The sequence below is a fragment of the Streptomyces sp. UW30 genome (assembly GCF_008042075.1).
Lineage (GTDB): Bacteria > Actinomycetota > Actinomycetes > Streptomycetales > Streptomycetaceae > Streptomyces.
The window spans coordinates 987585-1004368 of sequence record NZ_RDBN01000005.1 but is presented as its reverse complement, the minus strand read 5'-3'; the positions used below and the strand labels follow the sequence as shown (position 1 = coordinate 1004368).

At 69.8% G+C, this 16784-nt stretch carries 17 protein-coding genes; 11 read left to right on the top strand and 6 right to left on the bottom strand.

What is annotated here, in order from left to right; all coding sequences use genetic code 11:
* The first annotated feature begins 3 nt into the window (after window positions 1-3).
* The 8 genes from EAO75_RS06275 to EAO75_RS06240 all read left to right on the top strand — a co-directional run bounded on the left by EAO75_RS06275 (window position 4) and on the right by EAO75_RS06240 (window position 7269).
* Window positions 4-417, top strand: a complete 414-nt coding sequence (locus EAO75_RS06275) for a roadblock/LC7 domain-containing protein (RefSeq protein ID WP_005479910.1) — start codon at window positions 4-6, stop codon at window positions 415-417.
* A gap of 114 nt (window positions 418-531) precedes the next feature.
* The gene (locus tag EAO75_RS06270; protein WP_003997626.1) at window positions 532-930 is read left to right on the top strand and encodes a DUF742 domain-containing protein; all 399 of its coding nucleotides are present in this window, start codon (window positions 532-534) and stop codon (window positions 928-930) included.
* Complete coding sequence (locus EAO75_RS06265) at window positions 911-1486, top strand: GTP-binding protein (protein ID WP_030051303.1); 576 nt, start codon at window positions 911-913, stop codon at window positions 1484-1486. Before EAO75_RS06270 ends, EAO75_RS06265 begins: the two co-directional genes overlap by 20 nt.
* Before the next feature lie 387 nt (window positions 1487-1873).
* On the top strand, window positions 1874-5119 hold the full coding sequence (locus EAO75_RS06260; protein ID WP_147993969.1) for a nitrate- and nitrite sensing domain-containing protein: 3246 nt from the start codon (window positions 1874-1876) through the stop codon (window positions 5117-5119).
* Window positions 5120-5129: 10 nt separating this feature from the next.
* Complete coding sequence (locus EAO75_RS06255) at window positions 5130-5543, top strand: roadblock/LC7 domain-containing protein (protein WP_030948713.1); 414 nt, start codon at window positions 5130-5132, stop codon at window positions 5541-5543.
* 94 nt (window positions 5544-5637) lie between these two features.
* Window positions 5638-6210 carry a DUF742 domain-containing protein gene (locus tag EAO75_RS06250; protein WP_147993968.1) on the top strand — a complete coding sequence of 191 codons (573 nt, stop codon included), beginning with the start codon at window positions 5638-5640 and terminating at the stop codon, window positions 6208-6210.
* Complete coding sequence (locus tag EAO75_RS06245) at window positions 6191-6772, top strand: GTP-binding protein (protein ID WP_026248371.1); 582 nt, start codon at window positions 6191-6193, stop codon at window positions 6770-6772. Before EAO75_RS06250 ends, EAO75_RS06245 begins: the two co-directional genes overlap by 20 nt.
* Window positions 6773-6981: 209 nt before the next feature.
* A complete protein-coding gene (locus EAO75_RS06240) occupies window positions 6982-7269 on the top strand; it encodes a hypothetical protein (protein WP_315986988.1) in 288 nt (95 codons plus the stop codon).
* A 167-nt stretch (window positions 7270-7436) separates the two neighbouring features.
* On the opposite strand, the gene EAO75_RS06235 is transcribed toward EAO75_RS06240, so the two are convergent.
* From EAO75_RS06235 to EAO75_RS06225, 3 genes are all read right to left on the bottom strand, one after another.
* On the bottom strand, window positions 7437-7628 hold the full coding sequence (locus EAO75_RS06235; protein ID WP_147993967.1) for an acyl-CoA carboxylase subunit epsilon: 192 nt from the start codon (window positions 7626-7628) through the stop codon (window positions 7437-7439).
* 46 nt (window positions 7629-7674) lie between these two features.
* Complete coding sequence (locus EAO75_RS06230; RefSeq protein ID WP_147993966.1) at window positions 7675-9258, bottom strand: acyl-CoA carboxylase subunit beta; 1584 nt, start codon at window positions 9256-9258, stop codon at window positions 7675-7677.
* Window positions 9259-9412: 154 nt separating this feature from the next.
* Window positions 9413-11755, bottom strand: a complete 2343-nt coding sequence (locus EAO75_RS06225) for a polysaccharide lyase 8 family protein (protein ID WP_410092204.1) — start codon at window positions 11753-11755, stop codon at window positions 9413-9415.
* Window positions 11756-11883: 128 nt separating this feature from the next.
* On the opposite strand from EAO75_RS06225, the gene EAO75_RS06220 reads away from it, so the two are divergent.
* Window positions 11884-12495 carry a YceI family protein gene (locus EAO75_RS06220; protein WP_147993964.1) on the top strand — a complete coding sequence of 204 codons (612 nt, stop codon included), beginning with the start codon at window positions 11884-11886 and terminating at the stop codon, window positions 12493-12495.
* Between the two features lie 33 nt (window positions 12496-12528).
* Here the strand turns inward: EAO75_RS06220 and EAO75_RS06215 are convergent, their stop codons facing one another.
* The 3 genes from EAO75_RS06215 to EAO75_RS06205 form a co-directional block, all read right to left on the bottom strand.
* Window positions 12529-13098 (bottom strand): YdeI/OmpD-associated family protein, encoded by a 570-nt coding sequence (locus tag EAO75_RS06215; RefSeq protein WP_147993963.1) that lies wholly within the window; start codon window positions 13096-13098, stop codon window positions 12529-12531.
* 61 nt (window positions 13099-13159) lie between these two features.
* Window positions 13160-13855, bottom strand: coding sequence for a DUF899 family protein (locus tag EAO75_RS06210; RefSeq protein WP_147993962.1), 696 nt, complete (start codon window positions 13853-13855; stop codon window positions 13160-13162).
* Between the two features lie 66 nt (window positions 13856-13921).
* Window positions 13922-14530 carry a TetR/AcrR family transcriptional regulator gene (locus tag EAO75_RS06205; RefSeq protein WP_147993961.1) on the bottom strand — a complete coding sequence of 203 codons (609 nt, stop codon included), beginning with the start codon at window positions 14528-14530 and terminating at the stop codon, window positions 13922-13924.
* A gap of 73 nt (window positions 14531-14603) precedes the next feature.
* Between EAO75_RS06205 and EAO75_RS06200 the strand changes: the two genes are divergently transcribed.
* Window positions 14604-15581 carry a DMT family transporter gene (locus EAO75_RS06200; RefSeq protein ID WP_147993960.1) on the top strand — a complete coding sequence of 326 codons (978 nt, stop codon included), beginning with the start codon at window positions 14604-14606 and terminating at the stop codon, window positions 15579-15581.
* Window positions 15582-15953: 372 nt separating this feature from the next.
* Complete coding sequence (locus EAO75_RS06195; RefSeq protein ID WP_147993959.1) at window positions 15954-16736, top strand: S1 family peptidase; 783 nt, start codon at window positions 15954-15956, stop codon at window positions 16734-16736.
* Window positions 16737-16784 lie beyond the last annotated feature (48 nt).

Genomic DNA, 16784 nt, shown 5'->3' with positions numbered 1-16784 from the left:
CAGATGAGCCAGGCGGCACAGAACCTCAACTGGTTGATCACCAACTTCGTTGACAACACCCCAGGTGTGTCCCACACCGTCGTCGTGTCCGCCGACGGCCTGCTGCTGGCGATGTCGGAGGGCTTTCCCCGCGACCGTGCCGACCAGCTGGCGGCCGTCGCGTCGGGCCTGACCTCGCTCACGGCGGGGGCGTCACGGATCTTCGAGGGCGGCGACGTCGCCCAGACCGTCGTGGAAATGGAACGGGGGTTCCTGTTTCTCATGTCGGTCTCGGACGGTTCGTCTCTCGCCGTCCTGGCACACCCCGAATGCGACATCGGCCTCGTCGGCTACGAGATGGCGCTGCTGGTCGACCGCGCGGGCGCGGTGCTCACGCCCGACCTGCGCGCCGAACTGCAAGGCAGTCTGCTCCACTGATCGCCCTGGATCCAACCCGTCTCACCAAATCACCGTCCGGCCGCCACAATCCCCCCACTGGCCCTCACCCAGACGGCTTGACTGACCGACTTGCTGTCCCAGCCCGGAGGATTCATGACCCCGCCCACCGCCTCTCATGATCCGTACGCGGAGCCGTACGAGGATGAGGGCGACCAGCCGCTGGTACGTCCGTACGCGATGACCGGTGGCCGGACCCGGCCGCGCTACCAGCTGGCCATCGAGGCCCTGATCAGCACCACGGCCGACCCGGCAGCGCTCATGGGGCTCCTTCCGGAGCACCAGCGCATCTGCCACCTGTGCCGTGAGGTGAAGTCGGTAGCCGAGGTCTCCGCGCTGCTGTCCATGCCGCTGGGCGTGGCCAGGATCCTCGTCGCGGACCTCGCCGAGGCCGGCCTGGTCGCCATTCACCAGCCGGGTGGCGACGAGAACAACGGCGGCGCTCCGGACGTGACGCTGCTCGAAAGGGTGCTCAGTGGACTTCGCAAGCTCTGAACCGGGTCGGGCGACCACTTCCGCCAAGATCGTGGTGGCGGGTGGCTTCGGCGTGGGCAAGACCACGTTCGTCGGCGCCGTCTCGGAGATCAACCCGCTGCGCACCGAGGCCGTCATGACGTCCGCGAGCGCGGGCATCGACGACCTCACGCACACCGGTGACAAGACCACCACCACGGTGGCCATGGACTTCGGTCGTATCACCCTGGACCAGGACCTGATCCTGTACCTCTTCGGTACGCCCGGCCAGGACCGCTTCTGGTTCATGTGGGACGACCTGGTGCGCGGTGCCATCGGCGCGGTGGTGCTCGTGGACACCCGGCGCCTGGCCGACTGCTTCCCCGCGGTCGACTACTTCGAGAACAGCGGCCTGCCGTTCGTGATCGCCCTCAACGGCTTCGACGGGCACCAGCCCTACACGCCCGACGAGGTGCGCGAGGCACTGCAGATCGGCCCGGACGCGCCGATCATCACCACCGACGCCCGGCACCGGGCCGACGCCAAGAGCGCGCTGATCACCCTGGTCGAGCACGCGCTGATGGCCCGGCTGCGGTAGGGCAAGTCGGTAGCGACATACGGCAGTTGTCGTAGATGTGCCGGAGCCGGCTGTGGCCTTTGACACGGTCGGCTCCGTTGTTCATAACGTTTCGGCAGAGGAATCGGGTGGTACGGCCACTCGTCGCGGTCAAGCGGTCTCGCTGCGCGTACAAAAGCCCCGTCTTTTGACGGGGCTCGCTCTTTATGACCGTTTTATCTAGGGCTTACATCACTCGGAATGTGCTCCTTCCACTGTTTGGAAGAGGGCACGCCGACGTGCTGGAATGCGAGAACTGCCCAATAGTCAAAGACGTACTCAGCAGTAGCACGTACTCGATGGCGAACTGGGCTCTGAGACACTGCGGCACAACGTTGGTGCCGACCCCGCCGGAAGGTTGTTGGTCGAGTGAGGCGAAGCAAGAGCAGTCCCGAGCCGTCGGCCCGGGGCAACTTCACCCCGCCGCCGCGCGGAGCGGCGCCTGCCCATGTGCCCGGATCGGAACCAACGGCGCCGCCGGCCCCAAGCGGCGGCCGTCTCTCCCCGCGCAACTGGCGCGTGCCGACCCGGCTGAACGCGATCCTGCTCATACCCGTGATGGTCGGCCTTGTCATGGGCGGCTTCCAGGTGAAGAGCTCGATCGACACCTGGCAGGAGGCCGAGGACGCGGAGAACACCGCGCGTCTGGTGGCCGCCGCCCTGACCTACGGCGACGCCCTGCTGGTCGAGCGTGACACGACCGCCGCGCCCCTCCTCCAGGGCAAGGGCGAGGACGACCCGACGGTCGTCAAGGCGCGTGCCGCCACCGACAAGGCCGCCGACGCCTTCGACGAGGCCGCCCAGAACATGCCGGACCGGGCCAACCTGGAGCGCCGTCTGGAGCGCTTCCGCGAGGTGGAGCCGGACCTGACCGAGCTCCGCGCGGCCGCCTACACCGACAAGCTCACCGGCGTCAAGACCGAAGAGGGCTACGTCGGGGTCGAGCACCGCCTGCTGGAGTTCTCCAACGAGCTGGGTCTCGGCACCGGCAACATCACCAGCTACGGCCGTACCGTCTACGCCATCTCCCTCACCAAGGGCGCGCTCTCGCTGGAGCGCTCCATCGGTATGCACATGCTGGTCAAGCCGGGCCCCAAGGCCACGGACCTGGCCAGGCAGCGCATCGCCCTCTCCTCGTACGCCTACCTGGAGGGCATCGCCATCCAGGAGTACACGAGCGGTGGCACCGAGCAGGACATCCAGAAGCTCGAGGACGCCAAGAAGGAGATCCAGGCCGAGGGCGTCGCGCTGGCCACGGCGGCCAAGCAGAAGGACCCCGACTACGTGCCGCCGCCGTCCGACCCGGTCAAGATGGTCGGGGCGCTGTCCCAGCTGAGCTCCACTGACACGAGCGAGCGCGCCGCGCTGGCCCAGCAGGGCATCACCGCCGAGAACTGGTGGGCGGTCAACACCCTCAAGTACAACGCCTACCGCGACCTCGAGACCGGCCTCGCCGACACCGCGGTGCAGGAGGCGGCCGCGATCTCGGACGACGCCAAGCGCGACGCCCTGATCACCGGCGCCGCCGTCGTGGTCGCCCTGCTCGCCGCGTTCATCCTGGCCGGCATGGTGGCCCGCCAGATGTCCCGTGCGATGCGCCAGCTGCGCAACGCCGCCTTCGGTATCGCCGAGCAGCGTCTGCCGATGCTGGTCGACCAGCTCTCGCGCACCGACCCCGGCCGCGTGGACACCCGCGTCGCCCCGATCCCGATCAACACCCGGGACGAGATCGGCGAGGTCGCCCGCGCCTTCGACCAGGTCCACCGCGAGGCCGTCCGGCTCGCCGCCGAGCAGGCCCTGCTGCGGGGCAACATCAACGCGATCTTCACCAACCTGTCGCGCCGCAACCAGTCGCTGATCGAGGGCCAGCTGACCCTGATCACCGACCTGGAGAACAACGAGGCCGACCCGGACCAGCTGGAGAACCTCTTCCGCCTGGACCACCTCGCGACCCGTATGCGCCGCAACGGCGAGAACCTCCTGGTCCTCGCCGGCGAGGAGCCCGGCCGCCGCTGGGACCAGCCGGTCCCGCTGGTCGACGTGCTGCGCGCCGCCTCCTCCGAGGTGGAGCAGTACGAGCGCATCGAGCTCTCCGGCGTCCCGGAGGCCGAGATCCACGGCCGCGCCGTGACCGACCTCGTGCACCTGCTCGCCGAGCTGCTGGAGAACGCGACGACGTTCTCCTCCCCGCAGACCAAGGTTCGTGTGACGGCCACCCGTCTCCCCGACGGTCGCGTCATGATCGAGATCCACGACAAGGGCATCGGCCTCACCGCGGAGGACTTCGCGGACATCAACCACAAGCTGGCCAACCCGCCGACCGTCGACGCCGCGATATCCCAGCGCATGGGCCTGTTCGTGGTCGGCCGGCTGTCCGACCGGCACGGCATCCGGGTCCAGCTGCGCCCCTCCGGTGAGCAGGCCGGCACGACCTCCCTGGTCATGCTGCCGGACGCGATCACGCACGGTGGTGGCGGCGACCACCAGCCGGCCCAGGACGAGTTCACCGTCTCGCAGATCATCCCCGAGCAGATCATGGCGGAGCAGAGCTTCCAGGGTGAGAACTTCGGCCAGCCGATGCGCACGGCCGCCGAGCTCGGCTTCGACGACAGCCGCTACACCGAGGTCCCGGACGACCTGCGCGACCTGGACCCCGTCGGCCGCTCCCTGATGCGCGAGGAGCGCCGAGCGGCCCTGGAGGCCCAGGCGCACGGCCAGGACACCCCTGAGCTGCCTGCCTACGCAGACGACTTCCCCGCACAGCCCTCCTACGACAACCGGCAGAACGGCTTCCCGGAGCAGCCCCAGGGCTACGACCGGCAGCAGTCGTACGAGGAGCAGCAGCAGGCGGCGTACGACGAGCCGCAGATGCCGTCCTACGAGGAACAGCGCCCGGCGTACGACGACACGTACTACGCGCCGAACGGCGGCCTGCCGCGCAACGACACCTTCTCGTCCGGCGGCGGCTACCCCGAGCCCTCCTATGCGGAGCCGGCCCAGGAGGAGCCCGCGCCTGCCAGTGCCTCCGCTCCGGAGAGCTTCACGGCCTTCGAGCAGCGGCGTCACCAGGACGACTGGCCGCAGCAGGACGGCTACCGGGGCGGACAGCAGGACCAGTACGCTCCGCAAGCGGAATCCGCGCAGGTCGATGACGCGAGTGAGCGCGACCGCGTAGGCTTCGACCGTCCGGGAGCGGCCCCGTCCGCCGGCCACACGATGACCGACGCCGGGCTTCCGCGCCGCGGTTCCCTCGCGAACGGCACCAACGGCGCACGGCCCGCGCGGCAGGAGTCGCCGGCCCCCACACCGGACAGCAACGGCGACAGCTGGCGTTCTCAGAACGACGACCGCTGGCAGCAGGCCTCGCAGCTCCGTAAGCCCAAGGCGGGCGGGGTCACCTCCTCCGGCCTGCCCCGGCGGGTTCCCAAGGCCAACCTGGTCGAGGGAGCCGCCGCAGCCACCCCCCAGGGCGGCCCACAGGTCTCCCGCGCTCCCGAGGACGTCCGGGGCAGGCTGAGCAACCTGCGCCGCGGTGTCCAGCGGGGTCGCAGTGCGGGAAGTGAAACGAACGGCCAGGGCTTCGGTCCTGACAGCACCTACAACCAGGAGCGTTAGTGTGAGCCCGATGAGCCAGGCGGCACAGAACCTGAACTGGTTGATCACCAACTTCGTGGACAACACCCCCGGGGTGTCGCACACGGTGGTGGTCTCCGCCGACGGACTCCTTCTGGCGATGTCCGAAGGCTTTCCGCGCGACCGCGCCGACCAGCTCGCGGCCGTCGCCTCCGGTCTGACGTCTCTGACGGCAGGCGCCTCCCGAATCTTCGAGGGCGGGAGCGTGAACCAGACGGTTGTGGAGATGGAGCGAGGATTCCTCTTCCTCATGTCCATCTCCGACGGATCGTCGCTCGCGGTGCTCGCACATCCCGAGGCGGACATCGGCCTCATTGGGTACGAGATGGCGCTTCTGGTCGACCGTGCCGGTACGGTCCTGACCCCGGATCTGCGTGCGGAGCTCCAAGGGAGCCTGCTCAACTAACAGACAGCGGTGCGTTTTGGCGTCCCGTGGCCGTAAGGTTTCGGGACGCGGCTCCACATGATGGGTGCCAGGCACAGTCGGAGGAGGAGAGAAAGTGGCAACACCCCCAGACGGTTCGTCATCGGGCAACTGGTCGTACGGCCCTGCCCAGGGCCAGAACGACGGTTCCCAGAACCGGTACAACTTCCCCTCCACGCCGAGCCAGCGGCAGCCGTACATGCCGCAGGGCCCCGGGCCCTCGCCGTACGACCAGCCGCCGGCCCCGCGTATTCAGCCGGTGCAGCCGCAGCGACGCACCCCTGAGCCGGCGCCCGCAGGGGCGTCGAACAACCCCCTGGTGCGCCCGTACGCCATGACCGGCGGCCGGACGCGCCCGCGCTACCAGCTCGCCATCGAGGCACTGGTGCACACCACCGCGCAGCCGCATCAGATGCAGGGCCAACTGCCCGAGCATCAGCGCATCTGCAACCTCTGCCGTGAGATCAAGTCGGTCGCCGAGGTCTCGGCCCTGCTGACGATCCCTCTCGGCGTGGCCAGGATCCTCGTCGCCGACTTGGCGGAGGCGGGACTGGTCGCGATCCATCAGCCCGGCGGCGACGAGAACGCCGGCGGCCAGCCAGACGTGACACTGCTCGAAAGGGTGCTCAGTGGACTTCGCAAGCTCTAGCGGCGGTCCTTCCCGCTCCACCACGTCCGCGAAGATCGTGGTGGCGGGCGGCTTCGGCGTGGGCAAGACCACGTTCGTCGGCGCCGTCTCGGAGATCAACCCGCTGCGCACAGAGGCCGTGATGACGTCAGCTTCGGCGGGCATCGACGACCTCACCCACACCGGGGACAAGACGACCACCACGGTCGCCATGGACTTCGGCCGTATCACCCTGGACCAGGACCTGATCCTGTACCTCTTCGGTACGCCCGGCCAGGACCGCTTCTGGTTCATGTGGGACGACCTGGTGCGCGGCGCGATCGGCGCGATCGTGCTCGTGGACACCCGCCGTCTCGCGGACTGCTTCCCCGCGGTCGACTACTTCGAGAACTCGGGTCTCCCCTTCGTCATCGCCCTCAACGGCTTCGACGGCAACCAGCCGTACAACCCGGACGAGGTGCGCGAGGCCCTGCAGATCGGCCCCGACACCCCGATCATCACGACGGACGCCCGCCACCGCGCGGACGCCAAGTCGGCGCTGATCACCCTGGTCGAGCACGCCCTGATGGCCCGCCTGCGCTAGCGGCCCGCCTCTCCGGCACGCTTCGGTTGCGGCCCTCGTTCCTCCTGTGGGAGGGATGGGGGCCGTAAGTCGTTTGCGCCATCTGTCCCTGGAGGAGCCGGCCCGGGTGCGGATGCCCGGGGTGAAGTTCTCGCGGAGTGTGAAGCGGCAGTTCGAGCAGATCGCCGACGCGGTGTCGGACCGTCTGGAGCCTTCCCTGGAGCGTGCCGGTGGGTCCTTGCGAGGCCGAAAGCAGCCTGTACGAGCGGCTGTTCACCGAGTGCGTGGAGTGCTACGTCCGGATCGTGCGCAGCCTGCCGGTATTCGAGGAGCGGGCGGCGGCGGAGCTGCTGGTGCGGACGTCCACGCTGGGCGGTGAGGTGGCCCGCATCCTCGAACGGCTCCCGGACCGCCCCCTGTTCGCGCCGGACGGCACGGATCAGGACACGGTGTTCCGGCGGCGCTGTCTGGAACTGGTCAGCGAGAGCCTGGACGGCCCCGTCTGCGGGCCGACATGAGCGACGGGGAGACCGAGGGACACCGAGGGCCCGCGGCGCCTTCACGGGCGAGCTGACGGACTGGAACGCGCGCTGAACTTCCCCGGCGTGGAGGTCACGGTCGGCTGGACACACACCACGGCCCCGCCCTCCCGAAGGAGCACGGGGCCGTGGCCGAACTCAGGAACTCAGCGCCAGCTGTGCGGCGCCCGGAAGCCGGGCTCGCGCTCCAGGCGGCGCCAGCCGGCCTTCGCGCGGCCGCGGTGGGTCGGCGCGGGCGTCGGCTGGGCGGCGGCGCGGGCCAGGAGGATCGCCGTGATGGCGGCGACTTCCTCGGGCTCGGCGTGGCCCTTCTCGACGCGGATATCAGGGAGGTTCATGGGTGTCAGTCTCCGTGAGAGAAGTTTCCGCAGCGGTACCGGTGGGTTACTGCGGGGGGTTGCCGTGCTTGCGGGACGGCAGATCGGCGTGCTTGGTGTGCAGCATCGCCAGGGACTTGACGAGTACTTCGCGCGTCTCGGCGGGGTCGATCACGTCGTCGACCAGACCGCGCTCGGCCGCGTAGTAGGGGTGCATGAGCTCGGACTTGTACTCCTTGACCATGCGCGCCCGCATGACCTCGGGGTCCTCGGCCTCGGCGATCTGCCGGCGGAAGATGACGTTGGCCGCGCCCTCCGCGCCCATCACGGCGATCTCGTTCGTCGGCCAGGCGTAGGTGAGGTCCGCACCGATGGACTGGCTGTCCATGACGATGTACGCACCTCCGTATGCCTTGCGCAGGATCAGCGAGATCCGCGGGACGGTCGCGTTGCAGTAGGCGTAGAGCAGCTTCGCTCCGTGGCGGATGATTCCGCCGTGCTCCTGGTCGACGCCCGGAAGGAACCCGGGGACGTCCAGGAAAGTGACGATCGGGATGTTAAAAGCGTCACACATCTGGACAAAGCGCGCAGCTTTTTCCGACGCCTCGATGTCCAGAACGCCGGCGAGGGACTGCGGCTGGTTGGCCACGATGCCGACCACCTGGCCGTCGAGCCGGGCCAGCGCGCAGATGATGTTGCGCGCCCAGCGCTCGTGGACCTCCAGGTACTCGCCGTCGTCGACGATCTCCTCGATGACCTTGGCCATGTCGTACGGCCGGTTGCCGTCCGCCGGGACCAGGTCGAGGAGCACCTCGCTGCGGCGGTCGGGCGCGTCCGTGGACTCGGCCCGGGGCGGGTTCTCGCGGTTGTTCTGCGGGAGCATCGACAGCAGGTAGCGCACCTCGGCGATGCACGTCTCCTCGTCGTCGTACGCGAAGTGGCAGACACCGGAGGTCTCGGCGTGGACGTCCGCGCCGCCCAGGCCGTTCTGGGTGATCTCCTCGCCGGTCACGGCCTTCACCACGTCCGGGCCGGTGATGAACATCTGCGAGGTCTCGCGGACCATGAACACGAAGTCGGTGAGGGCGGGGCTGTAGGCCGCGCCACCCGCGCACGGACCGAGCATCACGCTGATCTGCGGGATGACGCCCGACGCCTTGGTGTTGCGCTGGAAGATGCCGCCGTAGCCGGCGAGGGCCGAGACGCCCTCCTGGATACGGGCGCCCGCGCCGTCGTTGAGGGAGACCAGCGGAGCACCGGCCGCGATGGCCATGTCCATGATCTTGTGGATCTTCGTGGCGTGGGCCTCGCCCAGCGCGCCGCCGAAGATCCGGAAGTCGTGCGCGTACACGAAGACCGTGCGGCCCTCCACCGTGCCCCAGCCGGTGATGACACCGTCGGTGTACGGCTTCTTGGCCTCCAGGCCGAACCCCTGGGCCCGGTGCCGGCGCAGCTGCTCGACCTCCCGGAAGGAACCCGGGTCCAGGAGCAGCTCGATGCGCTCCCGGGCGGTCAGCTTGCCCTTGGCGTGCTGCGCCGCGGTCGCCTTCTCGCTCGGGCCGGCCAGCGCCTGCGCACGGATCTCGTGCAGCTCGGCCGTCCGCCCGCGGGCGTCGATCGGCTCACCCGGTGCCTCATCCAAAACGGTCATGTAGCGACCTTACGAAGGACACCGACAAAAGCGAGCCGTTGACTCCGTACAGTCTCCGGACCCATTTCCTGGTACCCCTGAACAGAACCATCACCGCATGCAGCCCTTCCGACTGGTCAGAGGGCCTGCGGGTTGTGGGGGTCGCACAAAGGCGTCAGGCGAGAGCCACCTCACATCGATGGGTCGCGCATACCATCCCCGGAGTGACACGGACCCTCAGTCGGCGTCCTGTCGCGAGGATCTCGACCGAGTCGTCGGCCCGCAGGACCCGTCGCACGGGGTGGTCCCAGATGATCTCCACCGGCTCACCGGTGCGCGGCGGCTCGCTCACGCAGAGCGTAGCGGTACGACCCCGGCGTCGGAGCAGCACACTCGCGCCGGCGGAGGCGGTGAGCTGGCCCGCTGTGCCCGGCCGCCAGAAGTTGGCGGCCGTGAACCCCAGGGAGGGGACGCGCACCGCCTGGCACCCGCTGTCGTTGGCGAGGACCTGCAGCCACCCCTGGTCGGCGGCACGGGCGGCCACCGCACGGCGGTCCGCGCCGGGCATGAGCAGATAGACGTAGGTCGCGTCCGTCGGGTCCGTGCCGTGATCCAGCCACAGGGTCTGCCAGCGGCGGGTGCGGCGCTCGGTCGTGCTGGTGGTGTTGATGTCGGCCCAGGCGCCGGTGCGGTCCTCGCGCAGGGTGCGCAGTTCGCCGTACGGCACCACCCAGCCGCCGTGGCCCTCCAGATGGGCCCAGCCCCGGCCGCGTACGAGGGCGAGGGCGGCGCCCTCCCCCAGGTTGCGGTTGTCGACGACCGTCTCGACGGGGACGCCGTCCGCGCTGGTGATCCCGGCGCCGAGGCAGATCACCGCGTCCTCGACGCAGAACCACGACTTACGGGCCTGGAGCGTCGACCCCAGTCCCTTCAGATGCTGCCCGATCGCCGCGTACTCGCCGTCGGTCGTGCCGCCGACCCACCGCACGTCGGGCTTGGGCGCGCCCCATTCGCCGCCCGCCCGGTCGGGGAGCCGGAGGGTGGAGACGGTCGTGCCGGGGAGGCGGTACCAGTCGACCGTCGGCCAGTACCAGTCCGTGTACTGATCGGACCGGCCGCCGAGGCCGTCCGCCCACCAGGAGAGCATCCCGGCGCCGGTGTGCCAGCCACGTGGGTTCTCGCCGTTGCCGCACTCGTAGTGGGCGATGCGGTCGCTGGCCATGGCGATGTTCGCGACGAAGCGCGGGCGGCGATGCACCGCCCGGTCCATGGCGGCGAAGAGGTGGTGGCCGGTGGGTTCGGGCATCGCGGGGACCGGTGACTCGGCGACGGTGTGCAGTCGGGCGAGGTCGGCCACGTCCAACTGACGCGCCGTCAGGATCGGTGCGGTCGTGTCGCGTTCGATCCATCCCTTGATGCGGCCGTACCAGCGCTCCCTCTCCGCCGCGCTCGCGCCGCCCGCGAGCAGGGCGACGGCGGCGATGATCGCCTGCCCGTGGTAGTGGTCGCTGCGCATGACCTGCCGGTCGTCGCTCTTGAGGTAACCCCGGCTGATGGCACGGCCGTTGACCCCGTCCATCACCAACCCGTCGTGGATGAGGGGTGCGTAGGCACGCTCGACGCTGTCGAGGACGATCTGACGGTTCGGGTCGGTCACCTCCCATTCGGAGCCGGCGAGGAGCGCGAACAGCCGGCCGAGTCCGTCGAGCATCACCTGCCCGTACGTCCCCGAGTACGCGACCCAGGTGTGCTGGACGAAGGAGCCGTCGGCGTAGAGGCCGTCGCCCTTGGTGACGTACGGGAAGACCGGGGAGAGCGCGTCCCGGGCGAGCGCGATCTTCGCCGGGGACCGGCCGAGGATGCCGCGCAGGGCGACGCTGCGGCAGAGGTCGACGCGGTTGGCGCCGGTGGAGGTGCCGGAGTAGTCGGTGAGCGTCGCGTCCGGGATGAAGTGGTCGACGGCCGCACAGGCGGCGCCGATCCGGGCGTCGGTGAGGTGGTCGTAGAGGGCGGCCGTGATGTCCGTCAGTAGGCGGGGGCTGCCGATCTGCCATTCCCACCAGTTGCCGTAGCGGGTGGTGGCGGGGTTGTAGACGGTGGCGGAGAGGTGGTCGAGGCCGCGCAGGACGTCGGCGAGGAGCGCCGGGTCGGCGGTGGAGCCGGTGCCCTGCTGGACGTAGGCCTGGGTCATGGTCCACAGGCGGCTGTAGCTCTGGGTGATGCCGGCCGGCGGGTCGAAGGGGTGGCCGGGCCAGAGGGAGGTCGCGGTGGGGGTCATGGTCGCCCGGAAGCCGCGGGCCAGGGTGCCGGTTTCGGCGAGCCGGGAGGCGTACGGCTCCGTCGCCGGGTCGTAGCCGGTGCCGAGGGCGATGTCGAGCCAGCGGCGGCGGAGGGTGGCGTACGGGTCCTGGTCGGGGTCGGCGTCCGCCGCGTGGGCCGGGGTTCCAGGGGCCTGGGCGAAGGTCGCGGCGAGGGCGGCGGCGTACAAGAAGGCACGGCGCGTGGGGGTCATGTCCATGCCCTATCACGTGACGGCGAGTAACTCCACAGACACGGCCGGAAGATGTTGAACGCTGAACGGAATAGGTCTACGGTGGGCCGCGTTGTGTAGTTCAACATTCAACATCACCTCCCGAGGAGTACGTCATGGGCATCTTCAACCGCAAGGACACGACCGACGCCGGTACCCGGACCGCTGCCGCCGCCGTCAACCCGGACCTGGCCGCGCTGACCGGCGACTACACGATCGACCCGTCCCACTCGACCCTCGGCTTCGTCGCGCGGCACGCCATGGTCACGAACGTCAAGGGCAAATTCCTCGACTTCAGCGGCTCCCTGCACCTGGACGGCAGCGACCCGTCGGCGTCCACGGCGTCCCTCGACATCAAGATGGACAGCATCGACACCGGCTCCGCGGACCGCGACGGACACCTCAAGAGCGCGGACTTCTTCAAGATCGACGAGTTCCCGGTGATGACCTTCCGGTCCACCAAGGCGGAGGCGCTCGGCGGTGACGACTACCGCATCACCGGCGACCTGGAGATCCTCGGCACGACCCGGCCGATCACCATCGACCTGGAGTTCAACGGCGCCGCGAAGGACCCGTTCGGCAACGAGCGCGTGGGCTTCGAGGGCAAGGCCGAGATCCTGCGCTCCGAGTGGGGTCTGACCTGGAACGCCGCGCTGGAGACGGGCGGCGTGCTGGTCTCCGACAAGATCAAGCTGAACTTCGACATCTCGGCGATCAAGAACGCCTGACGTTTCTCCACCAAGCGCCGGCGAGCGAACCGCTCACCGGCGCTTCGTCAGTTCCCGGAGGATCGCGGCGACTTGAGTCGCCCGGCCGCGCGGGGTCCTGGCCCGCAGGAGGCCGAGCATGAGCTGGTAGCGATCGGTCCTGCCGAGCTTCTCGAACGCCGCCTTCGCGCCGGGATCCTCCTGAAGCGCCGCGGTCAGCTCCGCCGGGACCTCCGCCTCGCGCTGCGACTCGTACGCCCCCTCCCACCGCCCGTCCGCCTTGGCCGCGTCCACTTCGGCGAGGCCCGCGGGACGCATACGCCCCTCGGCGGCCAGTTCCGCCACCCGCCGCACATTGACCATGGACCAGAGGCTGCCGGGCCGGCGCGGAGTGATCCGCTGGACGTAGTACGACGCGTCGAGCCCCTTGCGCTGTCCCGTGATCCAGCCGTGGCACAGGGCCACGTCGTTGACCTCGGCGGCGGTGACGGAGGGGATGCCGGAGTCCTTCTTGGCGACCTTGATCCAGAGGCCGGGGTGCGGGGCCGGGTGGTCGGCCAGCCAGGCGTCGAGGGCCTCGGCGGACGCGAAGGCGCGGGATTCCGGCTCGGGGTGGGGGCTCATGACGCACAACGTAAGGGCGAATTAGGTCAGAAACCGTCCGCTGTCGGCAGGGTCCCCCGGATCAGTAGTCGACGCTCGGGTACCAGTCGCCGCGCCCCTGCGGAGTCAGGTCGAGGAAGTGCCAGACGGGGGCCAGCACGTCGATGCCCCGCTCGCCGATCTCGGGGGACATGCGGGGGTGTGCCGAGTAGAAGTGGCGGACCGTGCCGTCGCCGTCGCGGGTGAACACGGAGACGGTGGAGTCCTGTCCGCCGTCCTTGTCCTCGCTGCCGGTGTCGTACTTGAACGTGCTGTCGCCGCAGCTCAGCAGCCGCAGCCGGTGCCAGCCACGGCTGCGGGCGTACGTCCGCAGGACGGGCGGGTCCGCCGCCGCCGCGATGACGAAGTCGGCGTTGCGGGTGACGTGGTGGGCGCTGTTGCTGAAGCCGTCGATCCACAGGGTGCACATCGGACAGGGGTCGGTCTGGGCCTTGCCGTACATGAACTGGTACATGATCAGCGGTCGTTCGGGCGTGGTTTCGGGGGCGGTGAAGAGCTCGCTCAACCGCACCTCGCGGACCGGTTCGTCGCCCGAATCGAGGTCGGCGGGGCCCTCCAGGAAGACGTAGTCGTCGAGCGGCGGCCCTGGCGGGAGCGCGCGCCGCCGGGCGGCGACCTCCTCGCGCCGGTGCATCAGCTCGATCTCGGCGAGGCGCAGTTCCTCGCGGGCTGCGAGGTATTCGGCGGATTCCCCTGGCAGACGGGTGTGCCGGAACATCGCGTCCTCCTGGGTCGGCGTCCCTCCCCCGTGCCGCCTTCAGTCTAGGTGGGAGACCTTGACCGCTCACATGGAGTGCTCCTCCCGCAGGAGAGCTTCTGCCTGGTCGCGGGCGTGCGCGATGGGGTCCGGGAAGACCTGCAGGCCGTGGGCGACGAGGGCCCCCTCGTGCAGGAGCATCAGGGTCCGGCCCAGGCGGTCCGCGCCCTGTGGGGCCAGGTCGGCGGCGAGGCGGGTGAACAGGGCCAGCATCCACTGCTTCTGCCCGGCGATGACAGGGAAGGCCGGGTGGGCGGGGTCGCTGATCTCGGCGTGCGCCTTGACCATGCTGCACCCCTTGGAGCCGTACTCCGCCGACCAGGCGCGGGAGGCGTCGAACACGGCCAGGATGCGCGCCCGCGGCGTCGCGTCCGCCGTGTCGAGGTGGTCGTCGAGGTACCGCGCGAGGAAGGCCCTCCAGCGTTCGTCGCGGTCGGCCAGGTACTCCACGACGATCCGCTCCTTGGAGCCGAAGCGGTCGTAGAGGGTCTTCTTGGTCACCCCCGCCTCCGCGGCGATGAGGTCCACGCCGACGGCATGGATGCCGCGCTCGTAGAACAGCCGCTCGGCGGCCTCCAGGACGCGCCGCCCGGCACGCGTCATCGTGATGCGCTGCGGCTTCTGTGCTGTACCCATGCCCGAAAGTATACCGATCTGTATACTCGGGATCGGAGCCAGGTATACCGATCTGTTTACTGGATGTGGTGTCGTGAACGCCCTGCTCTCGATCGCCTTCGTCCTGTGCTGGAGTTCCGGGTTCATCGGGGCCAAGCTCGGCGCGGGGAGCGCGTCCGCGGTCACGATCCTGATGTGGCGGTTCCTGCCGCTCGCCGCGATCCTGGTCGTCGTCGCCGTCACGGCGGGCCGCGCGTCGTGGCGGGGGCTCGCCACGCGGGACGTCGGACGGCAGGCCGCGATCGGTGTGCTGTCGCAGAGCGGCTATCTGCTCACCGTCTACTACGCCATCCAGCTCGGCGTCTCCAGCGGTACGACGGCCCTGATCGACGGTGTCCAGCCCCTCGTCGCCGGAGCGCTGGCCGGACCGCTGCTGCGGCAGTACGTCTCACGTCGGCAGTGGCTGGGCCTCGGCCTGGGGGTGGGCGGCGTCGCCCTGGTCACCACGGCGGACGCCATGGCCGCGACCGGCGTCGCCGCGTGGGCCTACCTCGTCCCGTTCCTCGGCATGCTCTCACTGGTGGCGGCCACGTTCCTGGAGAGCCGGTCCCGTACGCCGGTCGCGCCCGGGGTGGCGCTGACCGTCCACTGCGCCACCAGCGCGGTGCTGTTCACGGTGTTCGCCGTGAGCGCCGGAGCGGCCGGGCCGCCCGCCGAGGCCGGCTTCTGGGCGGCGGTCGTCTGGCTCGTCGTCCTGTCCACCTTCGGCGGGTACGGGCTGTACTGGATCATCCTGCGCCGCTCCGGGGTGACCAAGGTCAACGCGCTGATGTTTCTCATGGCTCCGGTCACGGCGGTCTGGGGGGCGCTGATGTTCGGGGAGCCGTTCGGTGTGCAGACCGCCCTCGGACTGGCCGTCGGTCTCGCCGCCGTCGTCCTCGTGCAGCGCGCGGGCGGCCCTCCCCGGCGGAAATCCGGGGGCCGCGCTCTGCGGGACCCGCATGGCCTGCCCGCGTGTCCAGCCCCGAGGCCTCCAGACTCCGGCCACCGGCTCTCCGGTGGCTGCTCGTGATGTCGGCCTGATCAGCGCTCACTTCCGCTTCCGGGCTCACTCCGCCACCGGACGGCCGTTCGACGTGCCGTTTTCTACTTCGACTTCGGGTTGCGGCAGCCGACCTCCGTCGTCAACGACCCCTCCCCGCCCGGCTGGTGGCACGCCGCCGGGGAGCGGTACGCACGGCGGTTCCGGGGCGGGCCGACCCAGGCCTGAATACGCGCGTGGCCGGATTTTGCCCCTTGTGGTGGCGCTCACAGGGTTCCGATAATCCAGCAACAGAATTGACCGGCGCATGCCAGCAGAAGCTCACTCCCCCCGCTTGGCATGCTCCCGACATTTCAGCGCTCTGAACGTTCGTATGTCCAACCCCCCACGGAAGGCATCACGTTGAAGAAGCTCCTCACCGCGCTCAAGAGATGCGCGGCCCTCGGCGCCGCCGCTCTCGCGATCGTCAGCCTTCAGCCCGTCTCGGCCGCGCAGGCCGCCGACTCGCGTGTCGTCGGCGGAACCCGTGCCACGCAGGGCGAGTTCCCGTTCATGGTCCGGCTCTCGATGGGCTGTGGCGGCGCGCTCTACACCCAGCAGATCGTGCTCACCGCCGCGCACTGTGTGGGCGCGACCGGCGCCAACACCTCCATCACCGCCACCGCCGGCGTCGTGGACCTCCAGTCCACCAGCGGCCGGGTGCAGGTCCGCTCCACGTACGTGTACCGGGCCCCCGGCTACAACGGCGACGGCAAGGACTGGGCGCTCATCAAGCTCGCCCAGCCGATCAACCTGCCGACGCTGAAGATCGCCACGACCGCGCAGTACAACACCGGCACCTTCACCGTCGCCGGCTGGGGCGCGGCCACCGAGGGCGGCGGCCAGCAGCGCTACATGCTCAAGGCCAACGTGCCGTTCGTCACCGACGCCCAGTGCCGTTCCTACAGCGGCTACAGCGGCCTCATCGCGAACGAGGAGATCTGCGCCGGCCTCCCGCAGGGCGGCGTCGACACCTGCCAGGGCGACTCCGGCGGCCCGATGTTCCGCCGTGACAGCGCCAACCAGTGGATCCAGGTCGGCATCGTCAGCTGGGGCATAGGCTGCGCCCGCCCGAACGCCCCCGGCGTCTACACGGAGGTCTCCACCTTCGCCTCCGCGATCGCGTCCGCCGCGTCGTCTCTCTGACCTCCCGGCAACCTTGATCCCTCGGCACCCTCGAAGTGCCGCACCAGC